Annotated in this window: 16 protein-coding genes; 13 read left to right on the forward strand and 3 right to left on the reverse strand. The window is 38.7% G+C overall.

Annotated elements, in window-relative coordinates:
• Nucleotides 1–126: 126 nt before the first annotated feature.
• Entirely contained in the window at nt 127–705 is a 579-nt protein-coding gene (locus EQO05_RS15910) for a PEF-CTERM sorting domain-containing protein (RefSeq protein ID WP_240664319.1), read from the reverse strand.
• 1,108 nt (nt 706–1,813) lie between these two features.
• Nucleotides 1,814–4,231, reverse strand: coding sequence for a DUF1616 domain-containing protein (locus tag EQO05_RS04180; protein ID WP_128504049.1), 2,418 nt, complete (start codon nt 4,229–4,231; stop codon nt 1,814–1,816).
• A 443-nt stretch (nt 4,232–4,674) separates the two neighbouring features.
• Between EQO05_RS04180 and EQO05_RS04185 the strand changes: the two genes are divergently transcribed.
• Nucleotides 4,675–5,901 carry a M48 family metallopeptidase gene (locus EQO05_RS04185; RefSeq protein WP_128504051.1) on the forward strand — a complete coding sequence of 409 codons (1,227 nt, stop codon included), beginning with the start codon at nt 4,675–4,677 and terminating at the stop codon, nt 5,899–5,901.
• Between the two features lie 222 nt (nt 5,902–6,123).
• On the opposite strand, the gene artC is transcribed toward EQO05_RS04185, so the two are convergent.
• Nucleotides 6,124–6,960, reverse strand: a complete 837-nt coding sequence (gene artC, locus EQO05_RS04190) for an archaeosortase C (protein ID WP_128504053.1) — start codon at nt 6,958–6,960, stop codon at nt 6,124–6,126.
• A 474-nt stretch (nt 6,961–7,434) separates the two neighbouring features.
• Between artC and EQO05_RS04195 the strand changes: the two genes are divergently transcribed.
• The 12 genes from EQO05_RS04195 to EQO05_RS04250 all read left to right on the forward strand — a co-directional run bounded on the left by EQO05_RS04195 (nt 7,435) and on the right by EQO05_RS04250 (nt 19,489).
• Nucleotides 7,435–8,364, forward strand: a complete 930-nt coding sequence (locus EQO05_RS04195) for a hypothetical protein (protein ID WP_128504055.1) — start codon at nt 7,435–7,437, stop codon at nt 8,362–8,364.
• 1 nt (nt 8,365) lies between these two features.
• A complete protein-coding gene (locus EQO05_RS04200; RefSeq protein WP_128504057.1) occupies nt 8,366–9,388 on the forward strand; it encodes a lipid II:glycine glycyltransferase FemX in 1,023 nt (340 codons plus the stop codon).
• A 68-nt stretch (nt 9,389–9,456) separates the two neighbouring features.
• Nucleotides 9,457–10,653 carry a DegT/DnrJ/EryC1/StrS aminotransferase family protein gene (locus EQO05_RS04205; RefSeq protein ID WP_128504058.1) on the forward strand — a complete coding sequence of 399 codons (1,197 nt, stop codon included), beginning with the start codon at nt 9,457–9,459 and terminating at the stop codon, nt 10,651–10,653.
• On the forward strand, nt 10,650–11,681 hold the full coding sequence (locus EQO05_RS04210; protein ID WP_128504060.1) for a DUF354 domain-containing protein: 1,032 nt from the start codon (nt 10,650–10,652) through the stop codon (nt 11,679–11,681). The genes EQO05_RS04205 and EQO05_RS04210 overlap by 4 nt, the downstream gene beginning before the upstream one ends.
• A gap of 29 nt (nt 11,682–11,710) precedes the next feature.
• Nucleotides 11,711–12,400: a bifunctional 2-polyprenyl-6-hydroxyphenol methylase/3-demethylubiquinol 3-O-methyltransferase UbiG gene (locus tag EQO05_RS04215; RefSeq protein ID WP_128504062.1), complete on the forward strand. Its 690-nt coding sequence runs from the start codon at nt 11,711–11,713 to the stop codon at nt 12,398–12,400.
• Nucleotides 12,401–12,545: 145 nt separating this feature from the next.
• Nucleotides 12,546–12,953, forward strand: coding sequence for a GNAT family N-acetyltransferase (locus EQO05_RS16200; RefSeq protein ID WP_370273570.1), 408 nt, complete (start codon nt 12,546–12,548; stop codon nt 12,951–12,953).
• Nucleotides 12,916–13,575 (forward strand): PIG-L deacetylase family protein, encoded by a 660-nt coding sequence (locus EQO05_RS04225; protein WP_164888458.1) that lies wholly within the window; start codon nt 12,916–12,918, stop codon nt 13,573–13,575. Before EQO05_RS16200 ends, EQO05_RS04225 begins: the two co-directional genes overlap by 38 nt.
• 13 nt (nt 13,576–13,588) lie before the next feature.
• Nucleotides 13,589–14,260, forward strand: a complete 672-nt coding sequence (locus EQO05_RS04230) for a WbqC family protein (RefSeq protein ID WP_128504066.1) — start codon at nt 13,589–13,591, stop codon at nt 14,258–14,260.
• 5 nt (nt 14,261–14,265) lie between these two features.
• Nucleotides 14,266–15,171 (forward strand): glycosyltransferase family 2 protein, encoded by a 906-nt coding sequence (locus tag EQO05_RS04235; RefSeq protein ID WP_128504068.1) that lies wholly within the window; start codon nt 14,266–14,268, stop codon nt 15,169–15,171.
• Nucleotides 15,172–15,190: 19 nt separating this feature from the next.
• The gene (locus EQO05_RS04240) at nt 15,191–16,750 is read left to right on the forward strand and encodes a hypothetical protein (protein WP_128504069.1); all 1,560 of its coding nucleotides are present in this window, start codon (nt 15,191–15,193) and stop codon (nt 16,748–16,750) included.
• A 70-nt stretch (nt 16,751–16,820) separates the two neighbouring features.
• Nucleotides 16,821–17,960, forward strand: coding sequence for a glycosyltransferase family 4 protein (locus tag EQO05_RS04245; protein WP_128504071.1), 1,140 nt, complete (start codon nt 16,821–16,823; stop codon nt 17,958–17,960).
• A 101-nt stretch (nt 17,961–18,061) separates the two neighbouring features.
• Entirely contained in the window at nt 18,062–19,489 is a 1,428-nt protein-coding gene (locus EQO05_RS04250) for a flippase (protein ID WP_128504073.1), read from the forward strand.
• Nucleotides 19,490–19,609 lie beyond the last annotated feature (120 nt).

Raw genomic sequence — 19,609 nt, forward strand, 5'->3', positions numbered from 1 at the left:
GAAATTATTTTTTATTTACTGCTTAATGTGAGAAGTTTTACACATAAAAATGTAGTAAGCGGATAAGAAATCAAAAGTGAATCAGGAGTTAAAAGTTAAAAAATAAAAAAGAAAGGTTGGAAAATATCACAGCCCTTCTTTCCTGCGTCCGAATACGAAAAGGAGTCCAATTATGCCTGCAATGGGGGCGGCAACAGTTGGAAACTCAGGAATGTTTGCGGATCCAGATGCTGACCCGCTGTCAATCGCTACGCTTCCTTGTTGGGAATCTGAAACAGTAGTTGATTTGTAAACAGTTCCTTCATTATCATATACTGTTACTGTACCGGCTTTTAATGGCATATTGGCTGCATGTCTAACACGTAGAGTAAAGGTCTTCTCTACAACTTCATTATTCGCGTCTTTGATAATACCACCGGAAGAGGTGCCGCTTATAACGTAGTTAAGACTTTTCATGTTAGTTCCGCTAGCCCATTCACTCATTCCACCAATCTGTGCTTCAATAGATGGATCGCTAGTTGTTACAGAAATTGTTCGATCACCGGCAACGGCATAGTTATTAATGTATACGGTCGCCTCATCTGTACCCGATGCAATATTGAAAGAATACTTACTGAAATCTACATTACAAGGACTTGCCGCTGCTGATCCGGCCATACAAAGTATTAATAAACCGCTCACTATTGATATTAACATTTTTCTCATAATCTATACCCCTACTTTCCAGATATTTTTACTCCACTGTCTGGGAAGTTAATTAAACTCGACCTATATGAACGCTTAATTTCGGGGGAGACCACTAAAAGAGCTTTTTTTCTGAGTACTGATTAGATCACTCACGTCTGTTTCTCATTTCTTACATACTGTACATCCAGGTTCTGTACATATGCAAGTCAGGGAAGCAGACTTTCCGGGGGAGCGAAAAGCATTCAGAAGAACAACAAGTTAATGGGCCACGGCCAATCTTGAAATTAAGCATTTTATAATGTCATAGGATATATCTATCAAGAAATATATAAGGATGTGCAAGCTAAATATATAATATAAGATAATCCTTCATTAATTCAACAATATAAATAAAAATGGATAAAAACAAAAACTTGAACGCCAGTATTGAGAAAAGCTCGTAATGAAGCCTTCTTTTAAGCCATAGCTTATATATTGTTTATATATGAGTATTCTAATTAAGGATTTTTTAGCAGCTTCTTTTTTGAGTTATGAATCATAAAGTGTTACATTCTTAATCGAATAGATGTTTATAATATTACCCTTATTCCTATAACTTTCTAACATGATAAAGCAAATATTAGGTTAATATTTCAAAAGCTACCAGATATCACATTAACAATTTATAGTCAGTTAACCAGGTTATTTTTAAAATACCTAATTTATAAATTTAGATACTGAGAAAGTCAATGGATTGTAAAGAAATAGAAGATGAGAAGAGCACAGAAGGCAGAATATTAAAGAAAGAACAAAAAATGCGGAATAGAATGCAAAATAAGGAAGCCCAAAGCCGGAAATAAAGCAAAAAATCAGAGTATGATAAGAGAATTAAAAACAAAGAATTAACGGGAAGAAGTACAGGAAAAAATCCTGTACCTCAATATCCTGTACCTCAATATCCTGTACCTCAATATCTGTACCTCAATATCCTGTACCTCAATATCTGTACCTCAATATCCTGTACCTCAATTCCTGTACCTCAATATCCGTACCTAAATATCCTGCACCCAAAATACTATCTTCAAATTCTTCCAGTCTGCTGTTAAAAGTTAAATGCAGCTGGCAGGGTTGACCGCGCCTGCCGGGATCAAGCAGGATGGTCAACTACGAATGTAATATTCCCTTCTACTTTTTCAGAGTTCAGATCAGTACCCGTTACTGAGATTTTGTGATCTCCTTCGTCTATTTCGGATTTTATATCCGCTGTGTAATAATAGTCACCGTCCGAGTACGACAGATAGGTGACATTAACCTGTTCATTAGCGGATATTGATACCGAAGGCTCCTTTTTCAATGCGGTTGAAGGAGTAACCCTGATCTCCAGGTCTCCGGTATCAATGCTATGCGGGTTCGCTTCAATTTCGAAGTCGGGCAGGGAATTGTCAACATAAATCTCACCCATTACCGGTACCGTATTCCCGTAGATATCCGTGCATATCGCTTCCACGATGAAGTAATTTCCATACCTTGTTATGTAACCGCCTGTCCAGGTGATCCCGTCCGTTGAGGTCAGTTCACCGGTTTCCGGCTTAAAACCGTCCCTGGTAACCCGGCACACGACTGAACTGAGAGGCACGGGATAGGTAACAGTAATGTTTGTGGCGCCTTTACACGGATTGGGAGAGATGTCCAATGTGGCTACGGGAGTGCCGGTGTAGACTCTGGTTTTTGTATCCGGCGCGGGGTGTGCAGGTTCTTCATTGCCTGCATTATCCATTGCTCTTGAACGGAAATAGTAGGTCTGGTCATGCTCTCCGGCAAAAACCGACGAGGTGTCAGTAGTCCTTGAAATCCAGGGCTCCCAGTTAACCCCGTCCGTACTTGAGTCAATGGAATAGTAAGCAATTCCTGAGTTGTCATCCGTTCCGTTCCAGGAGACCGTAAAGCTGTCCTGGTTAGTGAAAGCCGGAAGTTCCTCTACGCTTGATTCCGGAGGGGTTGTTTCGACCGTATTGGAATTCGAAACATACACGGAAAGTTCGGAAAGGGGCTTGAAGGAAATACTGTCCCAGAGTACCTGTACAGGTGCCAGTTCTCCTGAGGTCTGGTTCAAGCCGAATGCCAGCACATTATCACCCGCATGCAGGGAAACCGGAACCTCAATGTGCTGCCAGTCTTCGTATTCGCTTATCCCGTCAGTCCAGACAATCTCTCCGTTAACAGTAAGATATTTCACCTGAGCGCCCGCCCCACTGGAACTTGAATTAAAGTCGTCCTTTACATATGCTGACAGCACGGTTATGGTTTCTTCATCACATTTTATGCGCTGGGAGATCTCGCCTGACTGCTCGGGAGAATCGAAAAGGGTTCCATTATAGGAATTGTTCATCCCATACGCAGAGGAAGAGTTTACTCCCAAACCGCTCACATAGGAACCTGTAATTTCATCGGCGTTCGAAGTAAAGTTCCAGCCTGTTGAAGATTCCATCTCTCCGTTCTCTAGGGAGGGAACTATACTGTAGTTCTCATCGTTCAGATGATTGAAGCTGTTATTGTTTTCTATATAAAGATGAACAGACCGGTAAGGGAAATAATCCGGTTTTTGCTTAAACAGCGCAAACTCAAGTTTGGATTTGCCATTCTTCAATTCCTGGCGTGTATATGTAAGATTCTTCTGCCAGGCTTCCCCGTTCGTTAAGGGAACATTCAGTTCCTTGATAACTTCCCCGTCAAGTCTCATCTGGAGGACATAGACTACATCCCTGAGCTCATGGTTTTCGATGCCGACCGTGGCATTGATAGGGACATAGAGCAGGCTCTCTTCAGGATAGCCCTCGGCTTTTCCATCCGGCCCGAGGAGATAAAGCATGGTAAAAGTCTCTTTTTCCCGGGTCATCTTGGCATATGCAAGCATTCCGCTTGAAATGATTATCGAGCCTATAAGGGCAATTATAAGTGCCTTTTCAATCTGCGGAGGCAAAGGCTTTATTTTGACCCCGGTTTCGGGCTGCTTATACCTTAAGCCCTTTGCTTTAACCTTGCTTCGCGACCTGTGAAAACGCCTCTGTTCGGCAGGAAGCGGTTCTTCATTTTCAGATTCGCCGGAATCGGCAGCTTCGCTACCTTCCTCAGAAGCATCGGATTTGAGACTTCGTATGAATTCCCGGATTGAAAACGAGAACTGCTCATCCTCATCCAGAAGCTTTCGCGTAAAAAGCGCAATTATGCTGAAGAATGCCGTTATTCCGACAATGGATACAACAATCGGGATCGGGCGGTAGCCTGAAGGAAGAAGGCTTATTAAAAATCCGTCAAAAACCGTAAGAATGAGGCTGAAGCCCACACTTAACGTAAAACGCTCTATCCCGCTGATTTCCTTCTTTCCCGGAAAAAGCGCGGATATGAAAGCATAACCGGGAATAAAGAAAAAGAGAGACAGAGCCAGGGGGATTTTGAAAAAAGTTTCGTTGAAGGGTTCTATAAGTACAAAGACTGCTGCGAGACACGAGAAAAAAGTTATCGCAAGTAAATCATCTACATAAACACATTTTTTGAAGTATGGCATCCTGTACTGAGGTAATTCATTAAGAGATATAATTGTTTTGAATAATAATAGAATTATTCCGGGAAAGGACTGAAAAAAAACGGTTAGGGAAGAATTTTATGCGAAGAGTATATTTTATATAAAAAGAATTTTTTAGAAAACCCTGGTTTATGTAGAAATTGGCAGGAGCCAGACTTTTGACTGCTTGAGGCTTAATACGCGATACATCCAATACGCAATACATCCCGAAAAAGTAGAAAATTGTCATCTCCAGAAAGGTTCAAGAGACAGGATCGTGAAATTTTGGAAAGAGAACTTCCAGGGAATTTTGATTCGTAAATTATTTACTTTCCTGGGCTCAGTGTTATAGCACAGGCAACAAAAGAAATTACGAAACTGCACACAGATTGTTGATAGAATTATAGATTATTTTGAAAAACCAGATGATTGCTGGGGATAGAAAAATGGGTACGTTTGGAGCATCCGGGTCTACTGAATTTCCTTCAGTCCTTGCCTTTATTTTAGAGGCGTTAACTAAAAACGTCCTGGTCATACTGGGTTTATCTTTCCTGATAACTCTACTGTTCAGTTACATATATTTCAGGGGCAGCAGGTGGATTCTCAAATGGTACGGTGCACAGAAGATTCAACGAAATGAGAGAACTCTATTATATTCGACACTTGAAGAGCTTTCGGCGAAGGCAGGAATTAAGACGCCTGAGATGCTGAGTTTTGAGTCGGAGGTCCCTGCAATTTTTACCGTGGTAAGCGGAAGCAAATCCTTTATTACGGTTTCAACGGCGATGCTTGAGATGTTCGACGGCGTGGAAATGGAAGCCCTGCTTGCGCACGAAATAGGCCATATAAAAAACGGGGACGTGTACCTGAACACCATTACAGCGTTTCTGGCAGGGCTGGTAATGTCCTTCCCGGACCTTGCAATGTGGGGCTCCATGCTTTCGGGTTTCGGGCAGCCTGAAGACCCGGCTCCGAGGTTTTTCAAATTTATGGCAACAGCCCTTGCAGCTCCTCCTGCAGCAGTTATAATACACCTGACAGACCCTGAAAAACGGGAGTTTGAAGCCGACAGAACAGCCGTGAAACTTACCGGAAACCCGCAAGCCCTGATAAAAACGCTTGAGTTCCTTGAAAATTATATTCCTCTCCAGCCGGTTACAGGCAAGTTCAATCCGGGGCATTTTCACCTGTTCAGTACCCATACCCAGCAGATAAGAGGATACCTGTCCGTTTTTATATCACTGTTTGATACACACCCGGACATTAAAGACCGGATCATGCAGATCCTGAAGAATTCAAACCAGCCTGAAAAAGAAATTCCAGGCAGCAAATATTCCAGAGTTCCGAGCTTCTTCGATTTAAGGAGCTGGAAACTTGCCATGGCAACGAGCTTTATCTCTTACATATCACTCCTCTTCGGGATTATAGTCCTGATAACCTTTGCCATAAAAGACTTCAATTTCCTGCTTAATGGAATAATTGCAGGTCTGTATATCGGAGCCGTGCTTCTTCTCATGTGCTCCACCGCCGCCCTCTCAAGAAAAGGATATTATCTGGACTCCACCCGGCAAAACCGCAGGAAAGGCCACTATCTCAATGCTATGAGACCAGCCCGCAAAAAAATCTCTTTGAACCCAAAGCAGCTTTTTAAACACTTCATGAAGAAAAGCTGACGCCCGGTTTTTTCGTCTTCCTCATTACATCCTCCTGGGCAAAACTCGGTTTCTTTATGTATGGATTAGTGTTTGAGCAGGGAAGCGGGTAAAACGGACCCGTGCTGTTACAGTTACACACTAAAAGAAAAAATCAGAGATTTTTCTGTCTCAGAGCGGAATTCGGGCTGTTTCCCCGAGGCAGGACTCGGGCAGCGAAATCCGGAAGGAAATCCGGGCGGCTCACTTCTTGCGGTCTATAAAATACATTATAAGGGCTGCAACACCTGCAAATATGATCCAGCCTATGTGGGTGTGCACGGTCATCATTGCTTCCTGACCGTACAGGTAGGCTGTCAGATAAAGGACAATTACCCGAAACAGGTTTGAGATGTAGGCAATGGCTATGCAGAACCCGAGCATTTTCAGGGTCCTGTTGAATTCCATTTTTTCGATCCGGCTGTATCCGGAGACGATTCCGATCAAAAGGAACATGGAATAGAGTCCTGAGCAGGGTCCTCCGATAACTACAAGCATTTCCTCGACCCCGCTTACCCGGACGGTTTCGGTGGCGACCACCTCAAGAGGGATTCCTGCCAGGCCAAGCAGACGCACGGTTGGGAGAAGGATAAGGTAATGGTCGAACTTATGCAGGAAATCAATGTCCAGGTATGCGAACAGGGAATAGAAGATAAGGTACAGCACTATGAAAACGGATGAAATGTACATTCCAAACCCGGACACCCGGGTGATGTCGGAGCTGCGGAGCTGAGTGCCTATGAGCGAAAGCCCGAAGAAAACGGTCATTATGTCAAGAGTCCCGAGTTCTCCGCCTCTCCTGAAATTATAGTAGAGGTCAGCGAAAACTATGAAAATTCCCGCAAGAAGGCGTACCTTTGATTTCTCCAGCGAGTCCAGGTCGCCAAGGCTTTTGAAGTTGATTCTTGTCAGGAGGAAAACCGAACCCAGGAATAGCAAAACTCCTACAGTCGTTGAGCCCTCGCTGATTTCAACTGCCATGCCCGTGAACATTGCGAGCACAAGCAAAATAAGCACAAGATTTTTGTTTTCTTTCGCCATTAATAACTCTCTTTTTATACTTATGTATCTTTTTTTGGTAAATCCTTTTAAATTTTATCCTCATAGAGCGCAAAAAACAAGCCCGGAATCCCAGGAAAAATTTTGTATAAAAAGGTTCAGGCATGTGTTTCTCTGAAAAGGGAACTTTTATAATATTTATCAGTTCAAAAACACAAACTAAATATACTAATTTTAACTATTGGCTATTTATAAAATTCAAAAAGAAGAGTATTTACGGCACCTGAGCCTGTTTTAAACTTTTCTGGCGGGCGGCAGGACTGAACGGAACCTGGAAAATAGCAGCTTACGGCATGCAGTAAGAACAGCAGCATAACGATTGTTCGGAACGCGGCAGAAAGAGGCAGATGCAGCCGTAAAAACCGATCCGGTGTATGGGTTTAAAAAGGGCTTAAAAAAAGCGGATTTCCTGCAAAAACAGGTGTAAAGTAAAAAATAATACAACGGGGGCAGAGTGTGAGAGATTTTACCTTACAAAAATACGAGTCTCTTTTACAGGCGATCAAAAGCACGGACTATGCGGTAAGTACAGTGCACGGTTTCCTGGAAACTGCCCCGAAAAAATGCATTATCCTGAGGCATGACGTGGACCGGGCGGTCAACCGGAACCTCGAAATGGCAAAACTCGAATACAGGTACGGCATCAGGTCGACCTACTACTTCAGGCATGTGGAAGAGACCTTCAAGCCCGAAGCCATTCTCCAGATCGCAAACATGGGGCACGAAATAGGCTTCCACTACGAAGTGATGGACAAAGCGAACGGGAACCCGGAAAAAGCAATCGAGATCTTCAAACGGGAACTCGAAGACCTCAGGCTAATTACCAGAGGCGTTACCGAGATCCGCACAGCCTGCATGCACGGAAACCCTCTCAAGCCCTGGTCGAACCGTGACCTCTGGAAAAAGTACGATTTCAGGGATTTCGGGATAGAAGGAGAGCCCTATTTTTCAATCGATTACAGCAAAGTCTTTTACCTGACCGACACGGGCAGAACCTGGGCAGACCTGAAAATCCGGGTCAAGGATACGATTGACAGACCTGAAGCAAACAGCAGGTCAAAAGCAAATGCCAGGCAAGGCGTAAATGCAGGTATTGAGCGTACAGGTTCAGGTTCAGATTCATGCTCAGGGTCGGATCTCAGAGATACAGCCCTTGCGGCTGCCGGCGTTAAAGACATTGCTTCTACGGATGATGTAATCCGCCTGGTAGAGAGCCAGAAACTTCCCCGGATCTGCCTGCTCGTGCACCCGAACCGGTGGTGCGAGGATCCTGGAGGCTGGGCAAAGGAACTTGTTTTCCAGAACATAAAGAATGTCGGGAAGGCAGGGATCGTGTGGTACAGGAGCAGGACCCGGAAAAAAGATGCTATGACTGCGGGGCTTTAAAATGATTGAAATTACGGATTCGGTTGACCGGGAAAAGTGGGATGAGTTTGTATATAACCATCCATATGGAAACATTTTCCAGAGCAGCTATCTTGCTGACGTGTACAGGGCAACGAAGAATTACGAGCCCATTTCCCTCGCAGCTACGGATTCCGAAAACGGAGATATACTTGCAGTCCTCCAGGCTGTTATAATCAGGGATGCCCCTGGCCTGGTGGGATCGATTTCCTCAAGATCAATAATCAACGGCGGCCCTCTTTTTGCGGAAGGCAGAAAAGGGCTTGAAGCCCTTGAAAAGCTGTTAAATTACTACGAGAAGTTCCTGCACAGCCGGGCAATCTACACCCAGATCCGCAACATGTGGGACACCGAAAACTCGAAAACCGAACTGGAATCCCTGGGATACCAGTACGAGCCCCACCTGAATTACCTGATAAATCTCAACCGCCCCGCAAAAGCGATCTGGGCCGACATCCACAAGCCCCGCAAAAAAGGGATTAACCGAGCGGAAAAAGCCGGGATCACGATAAGAAAAATCGAAACGAAAGCCGAAGTCGCGGATTGCTATAAAGTGGTCGAGGAGACCTATAAAAACGTAAGGCTCCCGCTGGCGGACATCTCCCTGCTTGAGAACGCCTATGAAAAACTCGCACCGGCTGGCCTGGCGGACTTCTACCTTGCGGCCCTGGACGGCGAGGCTGTCGGCTCAAGGGTGGTTTTAAAGTACAGGGGCCTGGTGCACGACTGGTACGCAGGCTCAAAGCCGGAAATAAACTACGTAAACGAAGCCGTTGTCTGGCACATGCTCTCGGAATACGCCGAAAAGGAAAAGGTTTTCGACTTCGGAGGAGCAGGCCACCCTGACAAGCCCTACGGAGTAAGGGAATTCAAAAAACGCTTTGGCGGCGAGGAAGTCAATTTCGGGAGATACAAAAAGATCCACAGCAAAGCCAGAGACGAAGTTATGAAGTCAGGATTAAAAGTTTACAAAACGGTTGGGAAATACATTAACATAGGGATCTGATTCTGAAAAACAATCATCCCGTTAAGAGAGCAAGAGAGAGCATTAAAGAATCTTAGGGAGTAACAAGCATGAGTTCCATTAAACCAGATCCAATGCTGATTCCGCGATTCAACATAGATTATAATATGAAAGATTTCGTGCACTCTCTGACAAATCTTAAATCTGAAGCCGATATCACACCTTTAACAGAACTTTTTTGTAGCTCATCAATAGCATTTACTAACAGCGGAAGAACTTCTCTTTATGTAATACTGAAAGCGTTGAACCTGCCAGAGAACTCAAACGTTGGAGTGCCGCTCTATTGCTGTCCCAGCGTATTTGATGCTATAATCCACGCTGGCCACAGACCGCTCTTTCTTGATACAGATCCTGAGAACTATACAATAAGTCCTGAGCATCTGGAAAAGAAGATTGATGAAATTGAAGCCGTGATTGTAATACATACTTTCGGAAGGCCTGCGGATCTGGACAGGATAAAGAAGATCGCAGGCAAAAAACCGATTATTGAAGACTGCGCTCACGGGCTTTTAAGCCGATATAAAGGAAAGCTGGCAGGAACGATTGGAACTGCAGGCTTCTTCAGCTTCCGCACCGGAAAGTATATTTCAGCCGGAGAAGGCGGGATGGTAATCACCAGAGATTCGAAGCTTGCAGCAAACATTAGAGAAGAAATACAGAAACTTCCGGACCCTTCCGACAGCGATGAAATCAAACATACAGTAAAAACCTGTGCACGCTCCACATTATACCACAGACCCTGGTTCGGAATGGTATCTCTGCCACTCGGGAGCAGGGTTGAAGACAAAGTTGACCTGATGAACAAATACTCATTTAAGACTACAAAAATTCGAAATACGGATCTTCAGGTTGTCACTAAAAAGCTGCTTGACTTTCAGGAGAAGGTAGAACAGCAGAGAAAAAATTCTCAATATTTGCTTGAAAACCTGAAAGATAGTGGTCTAAAATTACCCTTTGAAACTAAAAATACCTACTGTAACTATTACCTTTTTCCAGTACAAGCCAAAAACGAGCCCGAAAGGGATAGAATCTGCGAGCTTTTGAGAACAAAAGGAATAGATACAACCAAATTATTCAGCAAAACACCAGCTATAGCGAGAGCAAATTACGGATATAAAGGAGACTGTCCAAATACCGAAAGTGTTGCAGACAGGATATTCACGATTCCTAATTATTATACGCTCAATAAAAAAGAGCTTGACCAGATAGTAGACGCAATAAAAAATGGCAGGGTGAATCAGGTTTGAGGGTTTTATTTGATGTCGGACATCCAACAGATGTTAATGTATTCAGGAATGTCATAAAAAAATTAGAGGAAGAAGGACACTCAACAAAAGTAACCGCAAGAGATAAGGAAAATACTGTTGAGTTGCTCAAAACCTATGGTTTAGATTATGAAGTTAGCCCACACTATAAAGGAATGCTGAACAAAGCTCTAGGGCTTCCAAGAGCTGACTATTTTGTATATAAAGTAGCAAAAAAATTCTCCCCTGATGTATTTGTCAGTGCTGGAACTCCTTATGCTGCACAGGTCAGCAAAATGTTAGGAAAACCTCATATTGCGTTTCCCAATACTGAGCACGCTAAACTTGCGATATACTTAAGTAAACCCTTTACCGACCTGATATGCACCCCTACTTTTTTTAAAAGAGACCTTGGCAAAAAGCAGACACGCTTCAATAGCTTCAATGAATTAACCTATTTACACCCCAACTATTTCACTCCCGATGAGAGTATTATAAAAAAGCTAGGGCTTGAAAAAGATCGCTACGTTCTCATCAGATTTTCAGCTCTGAACTCGCACCATGACCTATCAGCAAAGGGATTTGAGTTCAAGAATGAGAGCGAAGTACTCGAATTTATAGAAAAGATCGAAGAGTTTCAGAGAGTAGTTATTACCTCAGAAGTTAAAATTGGAAGTAAATTCGAAAAATATAAACTGAATGTACCTTCTGACAAATGGCATGATTTTCTCTACTATGCGACAATGTATATCGGAGAGGGAGCAAAAACTGCCTCTGAAGGTGCTATACTGGGAGTGCCTGCCATATATGTTTCTAACACCAGAAGAGGATATCTCGATGAACTTGAAGAAAAATACGATATGGCATATACAATTCCTGATAAAAATGATGCACTAAATAAAGCGGTATCTCTACTAAATCAGGACAACTTAAAAGGAATATGGCGGTCTAAGCGAGAAAAGATGTTAAAAGATAAAGCAGATACGGTTGAGTTTATTGTAGATATTGCCAAAAAGTACGGGGAAAAGTAAACTGCTAATTTAATGGTGTGAAAAAGAAAATGAAGTGGATGCAATCTGAAAATGAAGTGTATTATCCGGATTTCGCTAACTCAACACTTATGGGTACATATCTAACTAAAAAAGAGGAAGAATTTATTAATTTCATTTTAGAAAAAGAGCACCTAAATAATTCATTATTATTAGATATAGGAGGAGGAAGTGGAAGATTTGCTATACCCCTTCATTTAAAAGGAAGAAAAGTGGTTGTATTAGACTCCAGCGCTAATGCTCTATCATCATTAAAAAATAAACAAAGTGATCTTCCGACCATTAGAGGAAATGGGGAAAAACTTCCGTTCAAATCAGGCACTTTTGATATTATCTTTGTCATTGAAACAATAGAGTATATTGCAGACAAAGAGGATTTTCTAAGAGATTGCCATAAAATGCTTAAAGAAGAGGGTATTCTGATTGTGACTATACTAAACAGGTTAAGTTACAAAATGCTTCATCCAAATCGTAGAAAAAGACCGGAATTTTATTGGACGACATATAATAAATTTAAAGGATTGCTGGCACTAGCAGGATTTGATACTAAGAAAGCTTTTGGTTTTAACTGGATTCCAGCTAATCGTAGTTCTAACAACTCTTTGATACCATATTTTGCTATGATAGAAGATTTGTTGAGATTAAAATATCTCCCTTTTATAAGCCCTTGGGTTATAATTTCAGCAAGAAAAAGTAGTTGAGATAAGCTCTTTAAAAAAAAATACATGAGTTATAGATATCATCTAGAAGGGAGGAGTAAAAATAAGATCATTCGAAAAAAAACGCTCACATATTGAGAAATTAACTCGATTAAACGTAAATAGATCTTTTAACGAGTTTTTACTCATAGATAATGATCTCGATGGTGTTCTTGAAAAATGGAGTTTAAACAACTTTTCCTTAGATCTTCCTGATAAATGGGAACTATCATTTACTGCATACGTAGAAGGAAAAGCTGTTGGGTATATGATATGCTCTAAAAAAGAGAATAATACCCATATACACAGGATAGCAATCTGCAAAGAATATCAGCGAATGAATATAGGAAATAACTTGATTAGGACCTTGGAAAACCGAATTGGTTCAGGGGAGAAAATTACATTAAAAGTTAAAAAATTCAATTTTGTTGCTATCAAGTTCTATAAGAAAAACGGGTTCATTATATACGGAGAAGAGGATTGTAACTACTTATACGAAAAAACTGTTGGTGATGAGATTGACAAAAAAGGTACTTGCAATGAGTGCGCATCCTGATGACATGGAATTTGAAGCAGGAGGCACGATTGCGAAATTTACTAAAAGAGGATATAAGGTACACCTACTTGTATTAACTAACGGAAAATATATGGATATGAGCGGTAAGGAACATTCGAGGGTAGATCTGCAAACCGAAGGAAGAAGGGCTGCTGAGATTCTTGGAACTGAAGAACCTATATTTTTTGATAATCCTGTTACTAATCTTCGAGTTACCGGTGAGATCGTCACGCAGGTAGACAATATTGTAGATGAAATAAAGCCGGATATATTCATATCTCATCATCCATTCGATTCTCATCAGGACCATAAAGCTGCGGCTGAAATTATGTTTGCTGTCTGCAGGCAGGGACGGGTCAAAAATGTGCTAAGTGGTTCTACTTTGCCTTACCGTCCGAATATTTTTGCTTACAGACCTCAGTTTTTCGTAGATATCTCTGAAACAATTGACACGAAAATAGAGTCTATTCGTGCATATAAGAGTCAGTATGAGAAATTTGGAGGAGAAAAACTTATTGAGAGAATGATAGACATGGCTAAAACTCAGGGCTGGGCCATGGGATATGAATATGCAGAGTCTTTTGAAGTAATAAGAATGGATGAAAGCATATTAGGGGACTGATTAAGGGGATTACATGATTGTAGCGATTCATCAACCAAATCATTTACCGTACTTAGGATTTTTCGACAAAGTTCTAAAGTCAGATATTTTTGTTATTCATGATGACGCACAGTTTAATGATTCAGACTTTCAGCGTCGAAACAGGATAAGAGTGTATAAAGGCTGGAAGTGGATTACAGTCCCAGTAGAAAGAAAGGAGATCCCCATTAATAAAATAATGATCAAAAATGATGTAAATATTGGAGAAAGATCCTGGAATAGAGCCCACTTTGAGATTATCCAGGGTTGGTACAAAAATGCACCTTACTTTGAGACTTACAAGGACGATTTAAGGAAGATATACGAGTCCAAACATGATAAATTAGCGAATTTTAACATAGAAATAATAAAATTTTTAATTAAAGCGTTTGATCTTGAAATTAAAATAGTTTTTTCGAGTGATTTTAATCTACCTTCAAAAAAGACAGAGAGAATAATTGATACTGTAAGAGCAGTTGGAGGAGATACATATTTATCAGGTCCAGCTGGCAAAGACTACATGGATTTGAGCTTATTTAAAGACATAGAGTTACAATTCCAGAACTTTAAACATCCCGAGTACCCTCAGTGTTACGCTGGGTTTGTACCTAACATGTCAGCTATTGATGCATTATTCAATGTGGGAAAACTTCCTATGGAGTACTGAATAAGATGCCGTCAAATTACATACTTGTAACTCCGATAAAGAATGAGGAGAAAAATATCAATGCACTTATAAATTCCATTGTAAATCAGACGATTTGCCCTATTCTGTGGGTTGTAATAAATGACTACAGTACAGATAATTCACACATGTATATATCCGAAGCAGAAAAAAAATACCCTTGGATAAGATGCATAAAACCAGCTAGTGAAAGAAAAGAAAGGGATCTTGGATTCCACCTTCCTAAGATAATGCAAGAGGGATTTGATTTTGCATATAAAGTATGTAAATCAAAAAATCTTTCTTTCGATTATGTTGGCAATATTGATGGAGATATACAGCCAGATAAAGATTATTTTGAAAACTTAATTAAAGAATTCAAAATAAATTCAAAGCTAGGAGTTGCATCTGGAACACCCGTAATAGAATGTAGTGGGGAACTAATCTATCCAAAAACTGTAGAAATCCCATCAGGAGGAGCAATGTTAGTGAGTAAGAATTGCTTTGAAGTGTGCGGAGGAATCCCCTGTTCCTATTCGTATGATAGCGTTTTAAACGTGAAAGCCAGATTAAACGGATGGGAAGTCAAACGTTTTCGTTCTGCAGAGCATCACTCCACAAGATATGCTAGAGGAGCAGACAATGATTGGAAGAGGTATGTTACACTGGGAAAAAGCCATTATTATATTGGATATAACTCATTATTGGCTATATTAAAAGGGATAAACTTTAGTTTTACCTCCCCGCGTATTGCAGGACTAGCATATGTATATGGATATATGGGTGATACATTATCGCTTAAAAAGAAAATTCCGGATAAAGATGTACAACATTATTTTAAATACAAAAAATTTACAGAAATCGCATCTAGACATTTAAATAATTTCAGCCATAGCAAAAAACGCTCATTATAAATAACCTCGTGGGTAAAACATGGATGTGAATTCCAATCATCAAAAAAGAGTACTGCTTTGTTTATTACTCATAGTATTGAATGTAGTTATAAGAATTCCTTCTGCTCCACACGAAATCGGTGGAGATACTTATCAATTGCATACAATAGCAAATTCAATAACTCAGTTTGGTGAACCACGATGGTGGATTAACTGGCTATCAGTTATTGGTATGTATACATATTCCTATGCAAGTGCTGTCCCCTTTTGTTTATCAGGGATCTCTCAGTTAACCGGAATTGATATGGAAATTACAATTTATCTATATGCTTTATTTACAGGTTTACTCAGCGCTGGCACTGCATATATTATGGCGAGTACCTTCTACAATGAATTTACATTTAAATATCTGGTGTCACTCTTTTATTCTATATCAGCAGGGGTTTTAGCTTTTACATCATGGAATGCTAGCGCTAGGGGTCTATTTTTAGTTTTATTTCCATTATTTATTTTTATTTTACTGAAAAAGTTTTCTTCACCGTGGAAAAAATTATGCTTAATAGTTTTACTATTTGCGTTTTTAAGAGCTACACACAATTTTTGTTACTTTACAGCACCTTTGATATTAGTATATATTTCCATAGAACTTTTAGGAAAAGGAAATTCGTCTTTTAAAAACTCAAATTTATATAAATATCAAAACTATTTGTACTTACTATTAACTTGTTTTTTTTTCATTATACCATTCTTCACTAAATTATTCATCGTAGGATCAAAATATAAAGCAGTCATTGATTTAGTAATAACTACGACAAGATATCTTGGCCCAATAGTAATTTTTGTAATACCAGGGTTTGTATATCTATGTCTAAAGAGCAGTAAAACAAAATATGAAAATTTTATTCTAATCTCCACTTTATTTTTTATACCTATGTTCTATAATGAAATTTATGGAAAATTCATAACACTGCCTATATTGGTGTTTTATGTAGCGATTGCCGTTAAAAATATGACAATAAATAGAAATATAGTCATTAATAAGAAGATGGCACTAAATATTTTACTAGTGTTATTAATTTGTTCACTAACTATGTTTTCAAGTTTTTACTCCCACTTCCGAACAGGCTCATCAGAAAATTCTTTCACTATGTCGGAATACACAAACGCTGCTGGAGTCTGGTCTAGATATTATACAAATGAAAATAGCCACGTTTATACGACTAATGCTGAAGTCACAAGAATGGCTGCAGTTTCAAATGGACATATTATTGTCCCGCTGCTTCCAATAGTGTCTCTGATTTATGGTTATGTCAGTCTTGAAGATGTAGAGAATACATCCATAGAGGTATCCCCATGGTCTAAGGACTATTATTTTGACGGAGCATACTCCCAAAAGTCAGGTACACTCGTATGGGGACATTATAACTGGAATTCTGAGTTTGGAATCAATGATGGAAGAGTAAAAAGTATGATAAACAAATATAACATCAAATACGTTGTTGAGGATAAAGCGTATAGTCCTACAAAACTGACAAGTTCGCTTAATGATGAAAAGGATTTGATATTCAGTAACGGTAGAGTAAATATATGGAATCTATAAGATATTTAGTCAATATGGAAATGAGTATAAGTTCAGTTTATAACAAAGAGATTTTTTATTAGGCGTAAAAATGCAAAATTTAGTGTATTATTATCCTTTAGGTAGTGGCGCACCGTCAGAGGTATCAAGAAAATTGTTTTCAGCATTAATCAGCAAAAACCTACATTTAAACATAGCCATTTTTCCTCAAAAGAGAAATAAGAATTTTTTAGATATAGTGGAGAATACTTATCCTAACACGAAAATATACTTAATAAATAACTTATTTCAAAATTACGACGAAAAGTTATTAATGCATTTTACTATGAGTCCTTTAGTATATCCAAATAGAAAATTTATTCTATATTTAGCAGCATTATTGAATAGAAACAAAAGAAACAAACTAAAACTAATAATAAATTATCATGGAGAACCTAGCACTGAATTTAAGATAAAGTTAAAAAATCATGACTTAAAAAGTTTAGTATACGTTCCAAATTATATATTAACACCATATATAATGAGAAGTGCTGATGTAATTATTGTTAACTCTTTTATGATAAGAGATCTTTTCGTAACTAAATACAAGGCTAGAAATATAATTGTTATTCCAAACGGTATAGATTCTTCATGGTCATCTAATAGCAACAGTAAACTGAAAAAAAATGAAAAAAACACAAAATACTTGTTTTATCATGGAAGACTTGACCCAGAAAAGGGAGTGGAATTACTAATAAAAGCATTTAGTAATGTTTTAAAAGTAACAAATGAGAATATAAAGCTTTTTATTGGTGGAAATGGTAAACAAAGAAACTATTTAGAAAAGTTATGTAATAACTTAAAAATAGAAAATGATGTTACTTTTTTAGGAAATCTTTCACAAACTGAAATAAAATTTTACTTATCTATAGCAGATATTGCAGTTTACCCTTCAATATTAGATGGTTTTTCCCTTTCCGTATTAGAAGCGTTTAGCATTGTTAATGGTCCAGTAATATATTCCAATAAAATAGGAATTGATGATTTTGTTAGAAAAAGTGGATTTGAATTTTATACGTTTAATCCATCTATCGAAGAAATCACAAGTATGATCTCAAAAATATTAAAAAATGACTATGATAAAAAAATATTTTTAAGACAAAAAGAATTTGCAAGCCATTATACATGGGATAGAATTGTTAATGAATATATAAAAGTATACCAAGATCTTTTTTTAAATGATGATAATTAATGAAATAATTCATGTTGCAGAACAGAGAGCTGAATCAGAAGGCGAACTTATTGCTGCAAGTAAGTTGGTGAACTCTATTTCAAAATTACGTTGAGATAATTATGTCTATAGCTAAAAGAATTCTGAAGAACTCTGGTTATTTACTTATCAGTAGGGTAGCAACTAAAGTAGTTAGTTTCTTTATACTACTATATATTGCAAATTATCTTGGTCCAGCTAATTTTGGAAAATATTCTTTTGCTTTTGCATTTGTATATTTTTTTAGCTTTATTCCGGACTTAGGAATACATCAAATATTGGTACGTGAAGCGGCAAAAGATGAGACAATAATGGATAAACTTATAGGCAATGCTACAATTGTTAAATCCGTTTTATCAGTTGTTGCTTTTTTACTGTGTTGTTTAACTATAAGCGTTACCGACTATCCATCTTCGACAAAAAACGCCGTATTCATTGCAGCTATTGGGCTGTTAGCAACAAGTCTCACAGGATTTGGTATAGTATACGAAGTTAAACTGAGAATGGACTATTCTCTACTATTTAACATAACTGACAGATTGTTTCTTCTTGTATCAGTTTTATACCTAGCTTGGCACAATCCAAGCTTAAACTTATTTATTGGAGTGACCGTAGCAGCAGAATTTATAAACAACACTTTAATGACTATATCCTCTAAACACTTTTTAACGCCAAAATTCAAAATAGATTATAATTTAATAAAAAAGATTATATTAGAGGCTCTACCAATAGCTATCTCTTCTGCATTCGTTATGATTTATTTCAGAATAGACACAGTTATGCTTTCTCTCTTAACAAATGACACCGAAGTAGGGTTTTATAGTGCTGCCTATCGGCTAACTGAAGCTTTAACTTTTATTCCTTCTATTCTTATGGTTTCTACATATCCTATAATGTCAAAGTATTTTAACGAAAAAAACGAGGCTTTTAGTTATATTTATGTGAAATCATTCAAAATATTATTTGCATCAGGTTTGATGATCGGAACTGTTGTGACATTTTTTTCTGAAGAAATAATACTCAAAATATATGGATCAGAATACTATGGTTCTATTATCGCATTGCAAGTATTGATATGGGCTACCTCAGTCATGTTTGTAAATTATCTTGTAACCTCTACATATGTCGCAAGTGGGAATCAAAACATTATGGCTAAAATGTCAGCTATTGCAGCAGTATTAAATATAGGACTAAATTTGCTTTTGATTCCTTCTTATAGTTATACAGGAGCTGGCGTTGCAACATTCTTTACCGAGCTTATTTTAATGGTTTATGGAGTTTACTGGATCAACAAAAATATTATCCAAATCGGGCTATTTAAAGAAATTATTTATCCTTCAATTAGTATTTGTATAGTATCTGCTTTCTTGATAGTTTCAAGGAATTACATCGATGTTATCCCTTTAACGGTAGTATCGATATTAATATTCACAGGAATACTCTACATTACAGGATGGGTAGACTCGGACGATATAACGTTATTTAAAAAAATTATTCCGATAAAAAAATAATTACCTTCCATAATAAGATTTACAATTCTTACTATATCCTTGATAAGCTTACAACAATAAACAATATTCATGCCAAGATAAGATAATATTTCTCTACAATTATATTATATGAGGGTGTAG

It is taken from the genome of Methanosarcina sp. MSH10X1 (assembly GCF_004099695.1).
Classification (GTDB): domain Archaea; phylum Halobacteriota; class Methanosarcinia; order Methanosarcinales; family Methanosarcinaceae; genus Methanosarcina.